Origin of the sequence: Croceivirga radicis, assembly GCF_002072105.2 — a bacterium.
In the GTDB taxonomy this organism is placed as follows: domain Bacteria; phylum Bacteroidota; class Bacteroidia; order Flavobacteriales; family Flavobacteriaceae; genus Croceivirga; species Croceivirga radicis.
This window is the reverse complement of record NZ_MTBC01000004.1, coordinates 421,339-439,881: the sequence shown is the minus strand read 5'-3', so window position 1 is coordinate 439,881 and position 18,543 is coordinate 421,339. Positions and strand designations below refer to the sequence as shown.

At 34.8% G+C, this 18,543-nt stretch carries 10 protein-coding genes; 8 read left to right on the top strand and 2 right to left on the bottom strand.

Annotated elements, in window-relative coordinates; all coding sequences use genetic code 11:
- Window positions 1-52: 52 nt before the first annotated feature.
- Window positions 53-778 carry a 23S rRNA pseudouridine(2604) synthase RluF gene (gene rluF, locus BUL40_RS08705; protein WP_080318933.1) on the bottom strand — a complete coding sequence of 242 codons (726 nt, stop codon included), beginning with the start codon at window positions 776-778 and terminating at the stop codon, window positions 53-55.
- 302 nt (window positions 779-1,080) lie between these two features.
- Here rluF and BUL40_RS08700 point away from each other — a divergent pair, with 302 nt between their 5' ends.
- From BUL40_RS08700 to BUL40_RS08680, 5 genes are all read left to right on the top strand, one after another.
- Window positions 1,081-1,749 carry a hypothetical protein gene (locus BUL40_RS08700; RefSeq protein ID WP_080318932.1) on the top strand — a complete coding sequence of 223 codons (669 nt, stop codon included), beginning with the start codon at window positions 1,081-1,083 and terminating at the stop codon, window positions 1,747-1,749.
- A 2-nt stretch (window positions 1,750-1,751) separates the two neighbouring features.
- On the top strand, window positions 1,752-4,517 hold the full coding sequence (locus BUL40_RS08695; RefSeq protein ID WP_080318931.1) for a TonB-dependent receptor: 2,766 nt from the start codon (window positions 1,752-1,754) through the stop codon (window positions 4,515-4,517).
- Window position 4,518: 1 nt separating this feature from the next.
- A complete protein-coding gene (locus tag BUL40_RS08690) occupies window positions 4,519-5,691 on the top strand; it encodes a DUF4249 domain-containing protein (RefSeq protein WP_080318930.1) in 1,173 nt (390 codons plus the stop codon).
- Window positions 5,692-5,697: 6 nt separating this feature from the next.
- Window positions 5,698-7,437 carry a hypothetical protein gene (locus BUL40_RS08685; RefSeq protein WP_080318929.1) on the top strand — a complete coding sequence of 580 codons (1,740 nt, stop codon included), beginning with the start codon at window positions 5,698-5,700 and terminating at the stop codon, window positions 7,435-7,437.
- A gap of 78 nt (window positions 7,438-7,515) precedes the next feature.
- On the top strand, window positions 7,516-8,697 hold the full coding sequence (locus BUL40_RS08680; RefSeq protein WP_080318928.1) for a DUF4249 domain-containing protein: 1,182 nt from the start codon (window positions 7,516-7,518) through the stop codon (window positions 8,695-8,697).
- A gap of 7 nt (window positions 8,698-8,704) precedes the next feature.
- On the opposite strand, the gene BUL40_RS08675 is transcribed toward BUL40_RS08680, so the two are convergent.
- Window positions 8,705-9,724, bottom strand: coding sequence for a GntR family transcriptional regulator (locus BUL40_RS08675; RefSeq protein ID WP_080318927.1), 1,020 nt, complete (start codon window positions 9,722-9,724; stop codon window positions 8,705-8,707).
- A gap of 262 nt (window positions 9,725-9,986) precedes the next feature.
- Between BUL40_RS08675 and BUL40_RS08670 the strand changes: the two genes are divergently transcribed.
- The 3 genes from BUL40_RS08670 (at window position 9,987) to BUL40_RS08660 (ending at window position 18,533) form a co-directional block, all read left to right on the top strand.
- The gene (locus tag BUL40_RS08670; protein ID WP_080318926.1) at window positions 9,987-13,202 is read left to right on the top strand and encodes a SusC/RagA family TonB-linked outer membrane protein; all 3,216 of its coding nucleotides are present in this window, start codon (window positions 9,987-9,989) and stop codon (window positions 13,200-13,202) included.
- Between the two features lie 10 nt (window positions 13,203-13,212).
- Entirely contained in the window at window positions 13,213-15,084 is a 1,872-nt protein-coding gene (locus tag BUL40_RS08665; protein ID WP_080318925.1) for a RagB/SusD family nutrient uptake outer membrane protein, read from the top strand.
- A gap of 107 nt (window positions 15,085-15,191) precedes the next feature.
- Window positions 15,192-18,533 carry a VCBS repeat-containing protein gene (locus BUL40_RS08660; RefSeq protein ID WP_080318924.1) on the top strand — a complete coding sequence of 1,114 codons (3,342 nt, stop codon included), beginning with the start codon at window positions 15,192-15,194 and terminating at the stop codon, window positions 18,531-18,533.
- Window positions 18,534-18,543 lie beyond the last annotated feature (10 nt).

Here is an 18,543-nt window from a genome sequence, read left to right as displayed (position 1 = left end):
GTAACTAGTTACGTATATGTCCTAAAAAAATGTATTGCATTAGGGTTTTTGGTTAAGGGGTGTATGTTTTGGTAGAGTGGGCCAGAAGTTTGTTTAAATCTGCCAATTCTTTTTCAGTTAGATGTCGCCATTTGCCTACGGGTACATCTAAATGAATATTCATAATACGGTAGCGTTTAAGACGGGTTACTTTATTGCCTAAATATTCGCACATACGGCGTATTTGCCGGTTAAGGCCTTGGGTAAGTATAATTTTAAATTGATGGGTATTTATCTGTTCTACATAACATTTATTGGTTACGGTATCTAAAATTGGTACGCCATTACCCATACGTTGAATAAATTTTGTGGTTATAGGATCTTTTACCGTTACAAGATATTCCTTTTCATGGTTGTTACGAGCCCTTAAAATCTTGTTTACGATATCTCCATCATTGGTTAGCAATAGTAGTCCCTGGCTATCCTTGTCTAGCCTACCAATAGGAAAAATACGATCTGGGTAGTTTACAAAATCTACAACATTATTTTTTTCTCTTTTGGTATCTGTAGTGCAAACAATACCTCTTGGTTTGTTCAATAGCAAATAGACTGGTTTAGGCTTATTGTTTTTTGCAGAAATTAGCTTGCCGTCTAATCTTATTTCGTCCGTTTGGGATACCTTGCTACCCATCTCGGCCACTTGTCCATTAATAGTTACCCGCTGTTGGGCAACCAACTTGTCTGCTTCTCTTCTAGAGCAATAGCCAATTTCACTAAAATACTTATTTATGCGTACCAATGGGGTTTGTTTAATGTGGCAAAATTAGGATGAATAAGACAAAATTAAAAGATGAACCGTAAATCTCTCTATGTATAAAGAATAGTTACTTAATTTAAGTCTTGGTATATTAAAAAATTACGGTAATATTCTCGTTACTAGATGGTTAAATTATTGAACATTAAAAATGTAACATTTTAACAAAAATATTAACTATATTTAACCAGACCAATTAGATATTTAAAACAAAATTGACCAATCCAAGTTTCTTGCTTCCATGTAATGGATGCACTTTCCGTAGTATTTTATCTCTTGTTTTTACCTTGCAGTTTACCTTTCATGCCTTGGGGCAAGACAATAAAGCAATATACAATTTGCACGATGCAGTTATAGGAGATCAAAATCTTGCTATCTACAATGGTATTCTATATAAAGAGGAGTACACCAATACCGAACTTGTTAATGTATTCTATAAAAATTTAAACTTTTTTGTTGGAGACCTTAACTATGATCAACAATCTTACTATGGTCAAAAGTTAAAATTAGATACCTATAATGATCAATTGTTAATTACGCCAAAAAATTTAGCTAACGCATTATTATTGGTGTTGGACAAATCTAAGGTATACTGGTTTACCCTAGACCAAGAAACATTTTATAATGCAGATAATCTTACAGAAAGTCCTAAAGTTACTGGTTACATAAAATTATTGGCCAAGGGAGATAAGGGCTGGGTTTTTAAGAAAAGTAGAAAGCTTAGGATTATCTATAGAAAAGATAAAAAAGAAGCGCTAAAGTATATTTTAAAAGAATCATTTTGGGTTTTTAAGGATAACATTTTAATAGAGGTAAAGGGTAAACAAGATTTAAGAGACCTATATCCGTTAAAAAAGGATTTAATTAATCAGTATTTTAAAGAAAACAGATTGTTATATAAAAATAATAAAGACCAGTTTTATTCAAGACTGTTTAATTTAAATATAAACAGTTAGTCATGTTAAAGAAAACTATCTTTCTTTTTGTCTTTTGTCTAATAGGATTCTCCATTTATGCTCAAGATAACCCTGCAAAGGATACCATTAAGATTAATGCACAAACGCTTAAGGAAGCCTTAAAGCAATTAAACTCTATAGCCGACTATTCTTTTTACTATGATGCCAATAGTTTGGACAGTATTAGATTAACCAAAACCTATACCAGTACTACAATACAAGAATTGTTGGAGGCGGTATTGCAAAACACAAATCTAAACTACTACGTATTTGAAGGTAACAAGATTATCTTAACCGAAAATAACATTATATACGATAAGCTGCCGGAAGGATTTTTTAAAAAAGATTCCGTGGTAAAACCAATAGAACCTGTTAGCAGACCCATATTTTACTCCAGAAACAATAAACAAACACGTTTAAGGAGTAGAATAGAAACGGTAAGATTGGGTAAAGAACAGAAAAATAATAGTAGAACTTCATTTAGGGTTTACGGCCGTGTAACCAATAATAACACTGGAGAACCCATTCCAGATATGACTATTATAGCTCAAAATGGAACATTGAAAGCATTGACATCTCTTGATGGAAATTTTGAAATGGAATTAAATCCGGGTGAAAACGTGCTCAATTTTAGGGCCCTGGGAATAAAGCAAGCTACAAAGCGATTGATTATTTTTAATGATGGTGAATTAAACTTTGGGTTTGATGAAAGTTTGGAGCAATTAGATGAAGTAGTAGTGCAGGGTAATATATACAGAAATGTAGAAGAAACTGCGGGAGCTCCAGAAGAAATAGACAGTGAAGAAAGTAAAACGGTGCCTTTGGTCTTAGGAGAAAGAGATGTTTTAAAAGTGGCAACCGCATTACCGGGTATATCTACAGCAGGTGAAGGTTCTACCGGTTTTAATGTAAGGGGTGGTAGGGCAGACCAGAATTTAATGCTGTTTGATGGTGCTACTATCTATAACCCACAACATTTCTTTGGTATATTTTCTGCTATTAACCCATTTAGTATTGGTAAATTAAGTGTTTACAAGGGTAATATACCCGCTGCTTACGGAGGTAGGTTATCTTCTGTTTTTGATATCAATACCAAAATTGGAGACACAACAGCTTTTAAAGGAGAGGCCTCCTTAGGACCCGTAACTGGTAATTTGGTATTGCAATCACCAGTTAAAAAAGGGAAATCTTCTATATTGTTTGGTGCCAGAGGAGCGTACGCAAACTGGATTCTAAGATCGCTCAATGAGAAGTCTTTGAACAAAAGTAGAGCGTCTTTTTATGATGGTGTTCTTAATTATAATGATAGAGTCAATGAAAATAATACGGTAAAGGTCACTACATATTACAGTGATGATAACTTTAGTATTTCATCAGACTCAACCTACATTTATAGGAATAAACTAGCTTCACTACAATGGCAACACAAGTTCAATGATAAGAACCTTGCCAATGTACAATTAAGTTATACAGGCTATGGTTTTAATATAGATTACGAGAGGGGCTCTAATGATGACTTTAAACTTGGTTTTGATATCGAAGAATATAGGGCCAAATTTGATTTTAATTATTTAAAAAGTACAAAAACAAGTTTTAATTACGGCATAGAGTCCGGACTCTATAGCGTAGTACCAGGGTATATTGAACCGTTGAATAATAATTCTATTGTTAAATCCAATGAGTTAAAAAGAGAAAAAGGACTAGAAACAGCAGCTTATCTTAGTGTTGAACAAGATATTTCTAAGGAATTTTCCATTAATATGGGAGTAAGGTACTCTTCCTACGCTGGTTTGGGTAGTAGCACACAATATACTTATGATCCCAATGCTCCAAGATCAGAAAGTACAAGACAAGATACCATTAATTACCAAAATAATGAGTTTATAGATTTTCAAGGAAATCCAGAATTTAGAATTGGTGCGCGCTATTTGTTAAATCCTTCTTTGTCCATTAAGGCTGGTTTTAATACGGCAACTCAGTATATTCATATTTTAACAAACAATACCACTATTTCGCCAATAGATACTTGGAAGTTAACAGATACGAATATAAAAGCACAAAAAGGGCAACAATTTTCCTTGGGTGTATTTAAAAATATTGAATCAAACACCTACGAGGTAAGCTTAGAAGGCTTTTATAAAACGGCTAGGAATGTAATTGATTTCAAAACTGGTGCGCAGTTACTCTTAAACGAAAATATTGAAACAGAAATTTTACAAGGAGACGGTAAGTCTTACGGTGTAGAATTTTTAATTCGAAAAAACCTAGGTAAGCTTAATGGCTGGTTGGGTTATACCTATTCAAGATCATTTTTAAAATTAGATAGCGAATTTGAAGAAGAGCGTGTCAATAACGGTGAATTCTTTGCCTCTAATTTTGATAAACCACATGATGTTAGCTTAGTTGCCAACTATAAATTCACAAAAAGATATAGTCTTTCTGCAAATTTTGTATACCAAACGGGTAGGCCTGTAACGGTCCCCGTAGGTAATTTTAATTTTAATGATGCGCAATATGCGGCTTACAGCGACCGTAACAGCCTTAGAATACCAGACTTTTACAGATTAGACCTTGGGTTTAATATAGAGGGTAACCATAAGCTAAACAAGGTAGGGCATAGCTTTTGGACCATATCTGTCTACAATGCCTTAGGGCGAAACAACCCATATTCTGTTTTTTATGTTACCGAGTCAGGAAGAATAAAAGCTTATAAAAGTTCTATTTTTTCTATACCTGTACCATCCATTACCTATAATTTTAAATTTTAAGATGTTGAGGAATAAGAGCATTACTAAAATAGTAGCGGTACTTGTTATAGGTATAGGGTTGTTAATAGCTTCTTGCACAGAACCCTTTATAGCGCCTACTTTAGAATTTGAGGATTTATTGATTATTGATGCTAGTATTACGGATGAGCTAAAACAACACGATATTAGATTAAGTAGAAGCTATCAAGAAGATTCAACAAATGTGAACATATCTAGCGCCAAGGTATACATAAAGGATAATAATGGTAATCAATTAGATTTTTTTGAAGTTAAAGAAGGGCTTTACCGTTCTAACGAAGCTTTTAGGGCATTGCCAGGTATGGAATACCAGTTATTTGTTACGGATGAAAAAGGGGAAGAGTACCTTTCTGACAAGGTGATGTTACCAGAAAAAGCGACAGTAGATAATGTAAGGGCGGCAAGGGTATTAAATGATGATGGTGTGGATGGGGTTGAAATTTACGTAGATGGCTCTAATACTACTAACACTACTTCATTTTTTAGGTATGAGTTTGTAGAAACGTATAAGTTTGAATCATTTTTTAAGCCAACAAAAGAATTTAGGTTAACCGCTAATCCAGCAGAACCTTTAGAATTGGTAGAGAAGCAAGAAGAAGAACGTATCTGTTATGTATCTAATAAATCCAATACAATTCTTTTAACGGCTACGACTAATTTAGGTAGTAATAGTATTAAAGATTTTCCTGTAACTTTTATTAATAGGAGAAATAGAAAGGTTGCCTTACGTTATAGTATTCTTGTAAGACAATTAAGTTCTAGTAGGACTGCCTATGAATTCTACAACACACTTCAAAATTTCTCTAGTAGTGAAAGTTTGTTTTCTCAAATACAGCCAGGACTTTTAGTCGGTAATATAGAACATGTTTCCAACTCTAATAAAAAAGTAGTTGGTTTGTTCGAGGTGGTATCCATATCCGAGAAGCGATTGTTTTTTAATTATAAAGAAATTTTTGGCAATGACATTCCTTATCTTGGTAATTGTGAAGCAGAAGGCTTTGGTATCAACAGCCCTTTATTGTTAGAAAGAATAGAATCAGGAGCATATCAATACACCTCCGAAAATCCACCGGGTATATTTAATATCTCTTCAATTAGATGTATAGACTGTACGTTGTTTGGTACAGCTGAAGTACCAGAATTTTGGACAGAATAGAAACACATGAAAAGATCACTCTATATAATTACGTTTTTTTTAATTGGCACCCTAAACGTACTTGGGCAAAATCAAGCCAAAATGGCCAACTTATCCCAAAAAGCTAGTATTGAATCTATTTATGTACACTACAGCAATAACCTTCTGCTCACTGGAGAGTATTTATTTTTTAGAATAGATGTTATAAATAAAAAACAAAGCAATTATTCCAATTTAAGTAAGTTGGGTTATGTGGAATTATTGTCTGCCAAAGGTGATCGTATTGCAATTAAAAAAGTAACTATTAAAGATGGTATGGGAGATGGAGACATCTTTATACCCACTAATACGCCATCTGGTTATTACAAACTAATTGGGTATACAAAGGCAACTAGGAGTGGGCAGTTTAGTACGTTTTTTAAAGATGACATTGTAATAATTAATCCCTATACAAACGAGCAAAAAGTATTTTGGCCAAATAATGAAAGTACTGTAGATGGCAATTTAGAAGACTTAAAAAGTGGTGCAAAGCTTGATAATAATTCAAATAGAAATCCTATAGAATTACAATTGAATAAAAGTGTTTTTTCTACCCGAGATAGGGTTGAGCTACATTTGGAAGCACCAAAAAATTTACAAGGAAGTTATTCGCTTTCGGTAAGAAAATTAACGAACTCTTTAACGTATTCAATAAAGAAAAACCCATTTAATGCAGGCTTGAAAAATGAGAAAGCAATAAATGAAAACAATAAAGTTATTCCTGAAGTTAGGTCAGAAATTATTCAAGGTACACTTAGGGCGCTAAATAATGAAGTTAGTGCGGCTAACAGAAAAATAGCATTTTCTCTACCTGGCTTCAACAATGAGTTTAGAATTGTAAATACAGATAACAACGGAGATTTTGCCTTCAATTTAGAAGGGCGTAACCTAGAGAGTAATTTATTTTATAAAATACTAGATGGTCAAATCCAAGATTTTAAAATTGAAATTGAAAATCTGCCAATATTAGAAGTAGCTGAAGAGGAAATACCTCCTTTTATCTTAACACCGGATATGGAAAATTCCATTACCAAAAGAAGTGTCTACAATCAAATAGAGAATGCATTTTATGGTTTAAAACCAGATACGGTTCTACTAGAAAACGTTAAAATTTCAGAATTTGGTAACAAATTCATTTCTTATGAATTAGATGAATATACCCGTTTTCCAAGTTTTAAAGAAACACTTGTAGAGGTAGTGGATAACGCTTGGATAACGAATCAAGGAGGTAAAAGTAGCATATTTGTGAGAGATACAGATGCAACCAGAGAAACAGTTGGTTATGAGCCATTGGTGGTTGTAGACGGTCTATATGTAACGGATCATCAAAGCGTAATTAATTATCCAGCTTCCAAGATAAAAACTATTAAAGTTTTCAGAAATCAGTACACCTTTGGTGGTACCATCTATCAAGGAATTTTTCAGATTGAAACGTTTGAAAAAGATTTTTTTAATCTATATGCGGATTTATATGCTAATTTGGAGTTGCTTAGACCAGATGTTCCAAAGAAAAGATTTAAACAATTGTATGGTAAAGAACAAGAAAAAAGTATTATCCCAGATTTTAGACATCAATTATATTGGAATCCAGATCTTAGGGTAAAGAACGCAATTACGGTAGATTACTTTTTTACATCAGATGTACCTGGTGAGTATGTAATTGAATTGGAAGGTTTTTCAGATAACCTCTCTCCAATTAGGTCAGTAAAAAAGTTTACGGTTAAGTAAACTGCATTTATTTTAAAATTTTCTTTAGGTATTTTTTCCTTACCTATTTTAAGCGTACTAAATGAACTATATCAATAGTTGAAAACGATTTATAAATATAAGGTAGTAAGGGGCTTATTATTGGGGATAGGAGTGTGCATAATTTCTTGTACCGAGCCATTTGAAGCTTCCAGTTTGGACTTTGAAGATATGTTAATTGTTGAAGCTAGCATTACAGATGAGTTAAAACAGCACGATATTAGAATTAGCAGGAGTTACCAAATAGATTCTACCAATGTAAATGTATCAGGTGCAAGTGTATATATAGAGAACCAAAATGGGGTTAAAACTAACTTTTTTGAGGTAAAAGAAGGTTTATACCGTTCATCAACCCCGTTTAAACCCCTAAAAGGAAATAGTTACAGATTATTTATTACGGATGAAAGGGGTATTTCTTATACCTCTGAGCAGGTAGGTTTACCAGAACCTTCAGTTCTAACTAATTTATGGGCAGAACGGGTTTTAAATGACGAAGGGGTCGACGGGGTTGAAATATATGTGGATGGTCTTTCGACAAATAACCAAACGGCATTTTTAAGATACCAATTTATAGAAACATATCGCTTTGACTCTTTTTATAAGCCTTTAAATGAATTTAGAGTTATTTCTAATGAACCACCTGTATTGGAATTAGTGCCAAAGTTGGATGAAGAACGGTTTTGTTACATAACTAATAATTCAAATACAATATTAACAACCACGACTAATAATAGTATTGATAATAGTACCAGAAAATTTCCCATAACTTTTATCGAACGAACGAATAGAAAAGTGCGTTATAGATATAGTATATTGGTAAAGCAGTTGAACTCTTCAAGACAATCTTTTGAGTTTTATTCAACCTTAAAGAACTTTTCTACAAACGTAAACTTATTTACGCAGGTACAACCAGGTCCTTTGGTTGGCAATATAAAAGGAATTTCAAATGAAGTAAATAATGTTATTGGTTTGTTTGAGTTGGTTTCGGTTTCACAACAACGTATCTTCTTTAATTATGAAGATATCTTTCAAGATGCATTACCCTTCATAGATTCATGTGAAAGCCCACAAGGTCCTTTTCCAATAGATGATACCTTCCTTTTTGAACGAATAGCATCTGGCACGCATCAATTTGTGTCAGAACAACCTGGCCTACCTATCAGCTACTTTATAGCGCCAATAAATTGTATAGATTGTACTTTATATGGTACCGCAATCCCACCTGATTTTTGGAAAGACTAGAAATATATTACAGAGAATTGCGCCAAACCATTTTTGTAGGAACAATTTCTTGCATTAGAGTATTCTCTCTAATATGCTGGGCAGCTAGTTCTGCCATTCTTTTAAAGTCAGTAGAAATAGTAGAGATTCCCTCACAAACCAATTCCTTTAATATGTTATCATCATAAGACAACACACCAACATCTTGGCCAACCACTAAACCTTTGTTTTTACAAGTTTTAATTAGAGGCCAAAGGCAACTATCATTTTTTACGAAGAAAAGAATTCCTTTTTTTACTTTGTCCTCTTGCATGGTTTTATAAATTTCATGATTCATGCTATTATTGGTTACAAATTCTAGAAATACTTTCTTCAATACTTCTGGTGAGTAATCGTTACTAGGATTGAATATAAAATGAATGGCACTGTATTTTGCAATTACATTTTTGTAATCTTCTAGAATGGAATAGGTATTTTTTTGAAATTCTTGTGTTACGTAAGATATATTGGGGCCAACATTAATATACCGATCTACTAACAATAATTTTTGGGCCTCCAATCCATTTAGTAAAGGAATCAAGGCTTCATTCTGTATTGGGGCCACCACATATTTACCATAATTTCCAATAATGCTTTTTAAAATTGATTTAAACAACGGAATATTGTTGTGATGAAAAAATATGTCTACCCTATATGTTGCTCCTAGGGCTTCGGTAAAAACAGTATGAAAATCTTCCTGTATGCTTTGATAAGCAAATAAGACCAAAGCTACTTTAGTATTTATTTGCGTATTGGTATCAACTATAAAGTAACCCTTGTTTTGTTTAGAAGCAACAAGTCCTTTTTCCTTTAAAACTTCATAGGCCTTAACAACGGTTCTTCTAGCATAGCCAATTTTAGATACCATCAAATTTATAGAGGGCAATTTATCTCCAATACCTAGCTTTTTTGCGTCAATAGCTTCTGTTATAGCTAAACTAATTCTCTGGTGTTTACTTAGCGTTTTGTGCTCCTGTAATGATTTTATTTTATGTATTAAAAAATCCATTTCTTAACCCTCAGCCTGTTATTTATACTATTATTTAACATAACGTTACAATATAAAATCTTTCACACTTAATTTATGTTAAAATACTAATAGAGCAATAATAAGGTGTTAATAATAAAAAAAATATAATTTTATATGTAAAAAAATGTATATATAATATATTATATACTATATTAGCAAGGTAGCACAGTGTATCACAGTTTTATTTTGTTTTTGTGAGAACTTTTGTGTTAACAAGCTTTTAACTAAAACTAAACTATTTATGAACAACCTATCTATTATGAAAAGGTGTGGTATTAGGCCCCACCTTTACTTATTTGCGTTGCTTTTTGGAAGTGTGTTCTGGACACTTGCTTTTGCCCAGACTATTACTATTTCAGGAACAGTAACTGCAACTGTAGACGGTATGCCCTTACCAGGAGTATCAATTGTAGACTTAAACGATAATACCAAAGGCGCTATTACCGATTTTGATGGAAATTACACAATTACAGGTGTAGATTCCAATTCAACTTTAATTTTTAGCTACGTAGGATTTAAAAGACAAGAAGTAGCCGTTAATGGCAGAACAACAATTAATCTATCTATGGAAGAAGATAGGGCCGCCTTGGATGAGGTGGTGGTTGTTGGCTACGGAACACAAAAGAAAGCCACGGTAACTGGAGCGGTTACGGCCGTAAAGGGTGCGGTTTTGGAAGAGTCGCCTACAATTAGTGTTTCTAATTCATTGGCGGGTCGTTTACCTGGTCTAGTGGTTATACAGACTAGTGGTGAACCAGGTAGTGATGCGGCAAGCATTAGTATACGGGGAACCAACACTTTGGGTAACAGTTCTCCCTTAATTGTAATAGATGGTATCCCGGATAGGGACGGCGGTATTGCAAGGTTAAATGGGATGGATATAGAGAATATTTCTGTTTTAAAAGATGCTTCTGCTGCTATCTATGGTGCAAGGGCTGCTAACGGAGCTATTATTGTTACCACAAAACAAGGTAAGGTGGGTAAACCAGAAGTTACCTACACAGCTGACTTTGGTATGGCGCAACCCACAAAAGTTCCAGAGATGGCCAGTGCAATTGAGTATGCCAATATTATGAACGAGATCACCATTTTTAATAGCAATATTCCTGTAGGTCAATGGGGGGCAGCTTGGGACTCTTTTAACACTAATGGTAGTTATACTATACCAAGTACAGATGAGACGGTAACTGGGGCATTTTCACCAACCGCTTTGCAAGGGTATGCAGCTGCGGAAGATCCGTGGATTTACCCAAACACCGATTGGTTTGATGCTACCTTTAAGGATTGGTCTTACCAAAGCAGACATAATATAACCTTGAGCGGAGGTAGTGAAGATGTAAAATATTTCTCTAGTATTGGATATTTTGACCAAGACGCATATTATAAAAATTCAGGAACAAGATATCAACAGTATAACTTTAGAATTAATACGGATATTAGAGTTTCAGATCACATAAAAACTAAATTGGGTTTTGGTTACAGAAAAGAAGATCGTAAGTATCCAACGGAAGGTGCTGGTGCAATTTTTAGAATGTTGATGCGTGGTAGGCCAACAGATCCTGCAATATGGCCAACGGGAGAACCTGGCCCGGATATTGAAAATGGGCAGCAGCCAGTGGTTATAACAACCAATGCGACAGGATATGACAGGCAACCAACAGATTATATACAGTTTACCGGGTCAGTAGACATTACTAATCCTTGGGTAGATGGTCTAAAATTAACCTTATTGGCCGGTGTTGATCAAAGCCAATTAAGAAGAAAATTATGGCAAACGCCTTGGGAGTTGTACTCTCTGGATAGGGAGACGTATATTAATACAGGTGTACCTGTTTTAGAGTCTGCGGTTCGTTCTAGTTTTACCGACCCTAGATTAACACAATCTGCTACCAATAATTTAAATACCAACCTTACCGCTTTGGTAAGTTATGACAGAATATTTGCAGAGGACCATACCGTAAATCTTATGGCGGGCGTAACAAGAGAACGTTTTCAAAACGAATTTTTCTCTGCATTTAGTAGAAATTTTATTTCGCCTTCAATTGATCAATTATTCTTTGGTGGTCAAGACGGACAACAAGTGGATGGTAGTGCCTTTAATAGAACAAGACTTGGTTATTATGGTAGGGCGCAATATAACTACAAGCAAAAATATCTAGCGGAATTTATTTGGAGATATGATGGCTCATATATTTTCCCAGAAGGCGATAGATTTGGTTTCTTTCCTGGTTTCTTAGCTGGTTGGAATGTCTCAAATGAAGATTGGTTTGATGTTAAAGCTATTGACTATTTAAAAATTAGGGGTTCTTACGGGCAAATGGGTAATGATCAGGTGTTTTTTGACGGTTCATTACAAGAATATGCTTTTTTATCTACCTACGCACCAAATCAATACCCTATTAATGGGCAAGTAGTAAATACGTTAACAGAATCTTTATTGGCTAATCCAAATTTCACATGGGAAAGAGCCAACAATTTCAACGTAGGATTGGACGCTGCCTTATTTAATAGCAACTTAACGGTGGGCTTTGAATATTTTTACAATAGAAGAGATCAAATTCTTATTCAGAAAACAGGATCTACGCCTGGATCCTCTGGTATAGCATCTAAATTACCACCTGTAAATGCTGGTAAGGTAGATAACAAAGGTTTTGAATTTGCTTTAAATTATTATGGAAATAGCCAAGGTGATTTTAAATGGGATGTAGGATTAAACGGTGGTTATGCCAAAAACGAAGTGGTTTTTATGGATGAAGTTCCAGGTGCTCCAGATTATCAGCGAATGGAAGGTAAACCAATTGGAGCATATTTGGTTTATGAATATGATGGGGTTTTTCGTGACAATGCCGATATTGCTTCAACAACTTTGGATTACAGCGAAGTAACTCCTAACTTAAGGCCTGGAGATATGAAATTTAAAGACATTAATAACGATGGTGTTATTAATGGAGACGATCAAGTAAGATTAGAGGAAAATATTGTACCAAAGTTCAATTTTGGAGCCACCTTTAATGCAGAATATAAGAACTTTAGATTGGCAGTATTGTTCCAAGGTGCTACCGGTGCTTCATTACCTATACAAACAGAGTCTGGAGATATTGGTAATTATTTAAAATACTCTTTTGATAATAGGTGGAGTATCACTAATCCAAGCAGTGTACACCCAAGGTTAGCTACGCGTGGCGATACTTATTACACTGGCGGAGGTTTTGGTAATAATACCTATTATTTGTTTAGTAAAGACTACATCAGATTAAAGAATATACAATTAGCATACAATTTTCCAGACAATATTATTGAACCATTTGGTTTAACTGGATTTAGTGTATATGTAAGTGCAAACAATGTATTTACTTGGGCTAAGAGTGATATTTATGATCCGGAATCTACTGTGAATAGTGGTCAGTTTTATCCACAAGCTAGAGTTGTCAATACTGGATTTACATTAAAATTTTAAATAAGCTGTTATGAAAATTAGAATTAAGGTTTTGTTGGCCTTTTCGGCTACAGTTCTTTTGACGGCGTGTGCGGAAGATTATTTAGAGACACGTCCGTTAGACAAGGTTTCGTCAGATGCTACATGGGCAGATGGATCATTGGCAGAGGCATTTGTTTTTGGCGTATACTCAAATCTAAATTATGGGGGGTTTGAGGAAGAAGGTCTTGCTTCCCTAACAGACGAAGCAATGTTTACCCATTCTGGGAGGGGTATCAATGTTATTAACGAGGGAACTTTATCTCCTACAGGTACCGGAAATGTAAATATTGTACCCCAATGGGATGAGCTTTATTCAGCCGTTAGGCAAGCTAATATTGCTATTCAGGAGCTGCCAAATGCTACTTTTGAAGATGAAGGTTTAAAAAATAAACTTTTAGGAGAGTCTTATTTTTTGAGAGCTTATTTTTATCACCAGTTAGTTCGCTATTATGGTGGTGCGCCAATAATAGAAGTGCCATATGGTTTGGATGATGATTACACCGTAGCAAGAAACACCTACGAAGAACTAGTGAATTTTATCACTAATGATATTGATCAAGCAATTTCTTTGTTAGGAGACGTTGCTGATCCAGGAAGGGCCACAAGATTTAGTGCAATGGGGTTAAAATCTAGAGTGCTTTTATATGCAGCTAGCGATTTGCGTCATGGTCCTACGGTCAGTGCCAGTTCAACTGCACATTCCGGTTATGGAAATCTAGAATTAGTTGCCTACACAGGAGGTGACCAAGCAGCAAGATGGAATGCCGCTAAGGTTGCATCCAAAGCATTGCTAGATGCCACAACTGGCTATAAACTTGATTTGACTGCACCAGTTTCTGCAGAGGAAGGTACTGCAAATTACGTGGCATTGTCAATGGGTGGTGGTAGTAACGCTGCCGATCCTGCAGGGCATGATGATATTTTGTTTGAAAGGACACATTCACCTTTATTTACCCAAGAAAGTAATTGGCCTTTAGGAGGTATTCATAATGGTATTAATAACGGACCTAATGGATATCATAATTGGGCCGGTAATACCCCAATTCAACAACTGGTAGATGACTATCAAATGATGGACGGTACAGACTTTGATTGGGATAACCCAGACCATGCAGCGGCACCATACGATGATAGAGACCCACGTTTATATGCAACCATATTATATGATGGTGCAGATTGGAAGCCGCGACCAAGTGATGTTGTATCTATCGATCCCTATGACCAAATTCAAACTGGTAGTTATGCAGATGGTTCTGGCGGTATAATACCAGGTGTAGATACTAGAAGTTCATCAATAGAAAATTGGAATGGTAGTAGAACTGGTTATTATGTAAGAAAGTTTATTGACCCGGATCCAGGTGTTATAGATAATATGTCTAGCGCTCAAGTGGTACCTTGGCCGTTTATAAGATACACAGAGATTGTTCTAAACTATGTTGAGGCTTGTTTGGAAACAGGTGATGAAGCCGAAGCTGTGGCATGGCTAAATAAAATTCGCTATAGAGCTGGTATGCCCGCAATCAATGCTTCGGGAACTGAGTTAGTAGATGCTTACAGAAACGAGCGTAGAATTGAGTTGGCATATGAAGAGCATAGATTCTTTGACGCAAGAAGATGGTTAATTGCAGATGAAACATTAGGAAGGGGAATAAAGGTTGTTCGTGTAACTGCAACTTTAAAACCCGGAGCAACTCCGCATGTACCTTATCGATATGACCCGGCTGTTTACGATTACGTTTACAATGTTGTAGATAATACTGAAAACGAAACGCGTACCTGGGACGATAAAATGTATTTTATGCCTATTAGCAGGGATGAGATAAATAAAAATGAACTTTTGGTCCAAAACCCAGGTTATTAAGGACCATCAAGAATTGATTTAGAGTAAGTTAATTTAAATTTGTAATCCTATTTCATTAATTTGAAATAGGATTACTACCTTTTGCTCCTAACCAAAAAACTATCGGATTGATCAATAAATTTATCTGTAATATATTACTCTGTATTTCTATTTTCTCCTTTCTAATATTAAGCTGTAAAGAAAAGGAGCATATCTCAGAAGATTCAGAATCCAGAAAAACACCTTTGTATACTTCATTATCGTATGATTTTACAGGTATAGATTTTCAAAATAAACTGAAGGAAGGGCCTAATACCAACGTTTTAATGTACGAGTACTTTTATAACGGTGGTGGTGTTGCTTTGGCAGATATTAATAATGATGGTTTATTGGATATTTATTTTACCTCCAATATGGGAGAAAATAAATGCTATTTAAACCTAGGTAATATGAAATTTAAGGATATTACCATTAAGGCTGGTTTGCTGGGTAGAAAAGGACCGTGGAAAACCGGTATTTCTGCTGCAGATGTAAACGGTGATGGGCTAATAGATTACTATTTGTGTTATTCTGGGGCACTTCCCGGTCATAAAAGGGTCAATCAGCTATTTATCAATCAAGGGGTTGGTACAGATGGCGTACCTCGGTTTAAAGAAAAGGCCAAGGAATTTGGCTTAGATTCAGAAGGCTATAGCAATCAAGGTTATTTTTTAGATTACGACAAAGATGGTGATTTGGATATGTTGTTGTTGAACCACAATCCAAAATCACTACCTATTCTTAATGTGGCCAGTACCAAAAGGTTTTTAAAAGAGGATGATACTAATTCTGGTTTAAGGCTTTTTAATAATCACAAAAATTACTTTACAGATGTTACATTAGAATCGGGAATTAATGGTTCACCTTTATCCTATGGTTTGGCAATTGGTATTGCAGATTTAAATGAAGATGGTTGGCCAGATTTTTATGTCTCCAATGATTATGCCGTGCCAGATTATCTATATATAAATCAAAAGAATGGCACTTTTACAGACCAACTTAAAGAGAAGATAGGCCACACCAGTCAGTTCTCTATGGGTAATGATATAGCTGATGTAGATAATGATGGTCTACTGGATATATATACTCTAGACATGTTGCCAGAAGATAACAAAAGACAAAAACTTTTATTGGCACCAGATAACTATGAGAAATTCGGATTAAATGTAAAAACAGGTTTCCACTATCAATACATGCGTAACATGTTGCAAAAAAATATCGGTAATGGAGTGTTTTCGGAAATAGGGCAATTGGCCGGTATAAGTAATACGGATTGGAGCTGGTCTGCCTTATGGGCAGACTATTCAAATAATGGAAGCAAGGAACTCTTTGTAACCAATGGGTATTTAAGGGATTATACAAACTTGGATTACATTGATTATATGGATAGTTATGTAGCCTCAAAAGGAAGGCTTCAAAGAGAAGATGTTCTTAAGCTGGTGAGTAATATGCCCTCATCCAAATTGCAAAACTATTTTTTTACCAAGCAAACCGATTTTAGATACCTTAATACGGCAAGTATCAATGGGTTAAATGAAAAGGTAAATAGTAATGGAGCAGCATATGGAGACCTGGACAATGATGGGGATTTAGATTTAGTAGTTAACAATATTAATGAACGGGCATTTATCTATCAAAATAACACCAACAGTACAATTAACAATTATTTGGATGTTGTTCTAAAAGGTTCTTCCAAAAATACTTTGGGTATTGGTGCAACTGTAAAGATTTTTACTGGAAAAGAACAGCAGATATTATATCAAATGCCTACCAGAGGGTATTTATCTACTGTTAGCCCAATTCTACATTTTGGATTGGGAACTCAGACCAAAATAGACTCATTAATAGTGATTTGGAATTCCGGAGAAAAACATAACCTGTACAACTTACAGAGTAATCAAAGAATAGAGCTAAAAGAATTAATACATAAAAGTAACACTGAGCAGGTATCAAAAGATTCAATTGATGCGATGTTCAAATGGGTAAAAAATTCTTTCTCTTTTAAGGATATACATAATAACATTAACGATTTTAATAGGCAGACACTGTTATTAAAGCAGTATTCCCATAAGACGCCCACCTTGGTTAAATCAGACTTTAATGGTGATGGTAAAGAAGATTTTATTGTAGCAGGAGGCGTTGGGAATGGCGTTTACCTTTATTTAGGAGATGGCAATGGCCAATTTAATATGGTTGGCAACACAGGTTTGCCAAAGGCTTTAAAATCTAACATACAAGCCATGTGTTCAGGTGATTTTAATGCGGATGGGTTTTTAGATATCTATTTAGGGTATGGTGGCTATCATAGCTTTAAAGAGGATGATAATGCCATGGTTGATCAATTGTACTTGGGTAACGGTCAAGGAAAATTTGTAAAATCACAAGAATCAATTGGCGCTTATGGCAGCAGTACCAACGTAGTGGTAAAAAATGATATTGATAAGGATGGTGATTTGGATCTATTTATTGGAAGTGGCGTTATTCCTGGTAATTATCCAAGAGCTTCTGAAAGTTATTTTTTGATTAACGATGGGAAAGGTAATTTTTTAAGAAAATCGTTGAAGTCACAAGCCTCCCAAAATCACATAATAACAGGGGCAAACTGGGTTGATATAGATAGGGACGGAAAAGAAGAACTCGCTCTAGTAGGAGAATTCATGCCATTTACAGTTTTAAAAATCAAGGGCTCCCAAGTAATAAATATGAATAAAGACTTGGGACTTAATAATAACAATGGTCTTTGGAACACTCTATCTATTGCGGATTTAAATGATGATGGAAAAGCAGATTTTGTTTTAGGTAACCTTGGAGAAAACACGCAGCTAAGGGCAACGGTAAAAGAACCAATAGAATTATTCTATTCGGATTTTGATAATAATGGATCGGTGGATCCCATATTAAATACCTACATTCAAGGAACTAGTTACCCTTATCTATCCAGAAAAGAACTGTTGAACCAATTGTCTTTCTTAAAGTCCAAATACACTACCTATGAAAGTTTCTCAGAGGCAACCATAGAAAATATATTAACTAAAGAACAGTTGGGGCAAGGAGATAAAAAAGAAATTAATACCCTTTCATCCCTTGTGTTGTTGAGTACTTCGGGTGGTAATTACAAAGAAATCACATTGCCAGTAGAAGCCCAGAAAACAGCAATAAAAAGTATTATTATTTCAGATTTCAATAAAGACGGGTTTAAAGATTTACTGCTATTTGGTAATGAAGGCTTCTTAAAACTTAGCCTTGGAAAACTTGATGCTGGTTACGGTTCTTTATTGCTGGGAGACGGTAATGGAAATTTTAATCCTATAGGTAATAAATCAAGTGGCTTAAAAGTAACGGGAGATGTACATGGTGCATTGTTCATAGATGATTATTTAATAATAGGTGCACATGGGCAACCTTTAGAAACTTATAAACTAAACTACTAATGCCTAAGAA

Coding starts and splice junctions, on each gene's coding strand:
- BUL40_RS08695 (WP_080318931.1), top strand. CDS start 1,752: ATGTTAAAGAAAACTATCTTTCTTTTTGTCTTTTGTCTAATAGGATTC.
- BUL40_RS08690 (WP_080318930.1), top strand. CDS start 4,519: ATGTTGAGGAATAAGAGCATTACTAAAATAGTAGCGGTACTTGTTATA.
- BUL40_RS08685 (WP_080318929.1), top strand. CDS start 5,698: ATGAAAAGATCACTCTATATAATTACGTTTTTTTTAATTGGCACCCTA.
- BUL40_RS08675 (WP_080318927.1), bottom strand. CDS start 9,724: ATGGATTTTTTAATACATAAAATAAAATCATTACAGGAGCACAAAACG.
- BUL40_RS08670 (WP_080318926.1), top strand. CDS start 9,987: ATGAACAACCTATCTATTATGAAAAGGTGTGGTATTAGGCCCCACCTT.
- BUL40_RS08665 (WP_080318925.1), top strand. CDS start 13,213: ATGAAAATTAGAATTAAGGTTTTGTTGGCCTTTTCGGCTACAGTTCTT.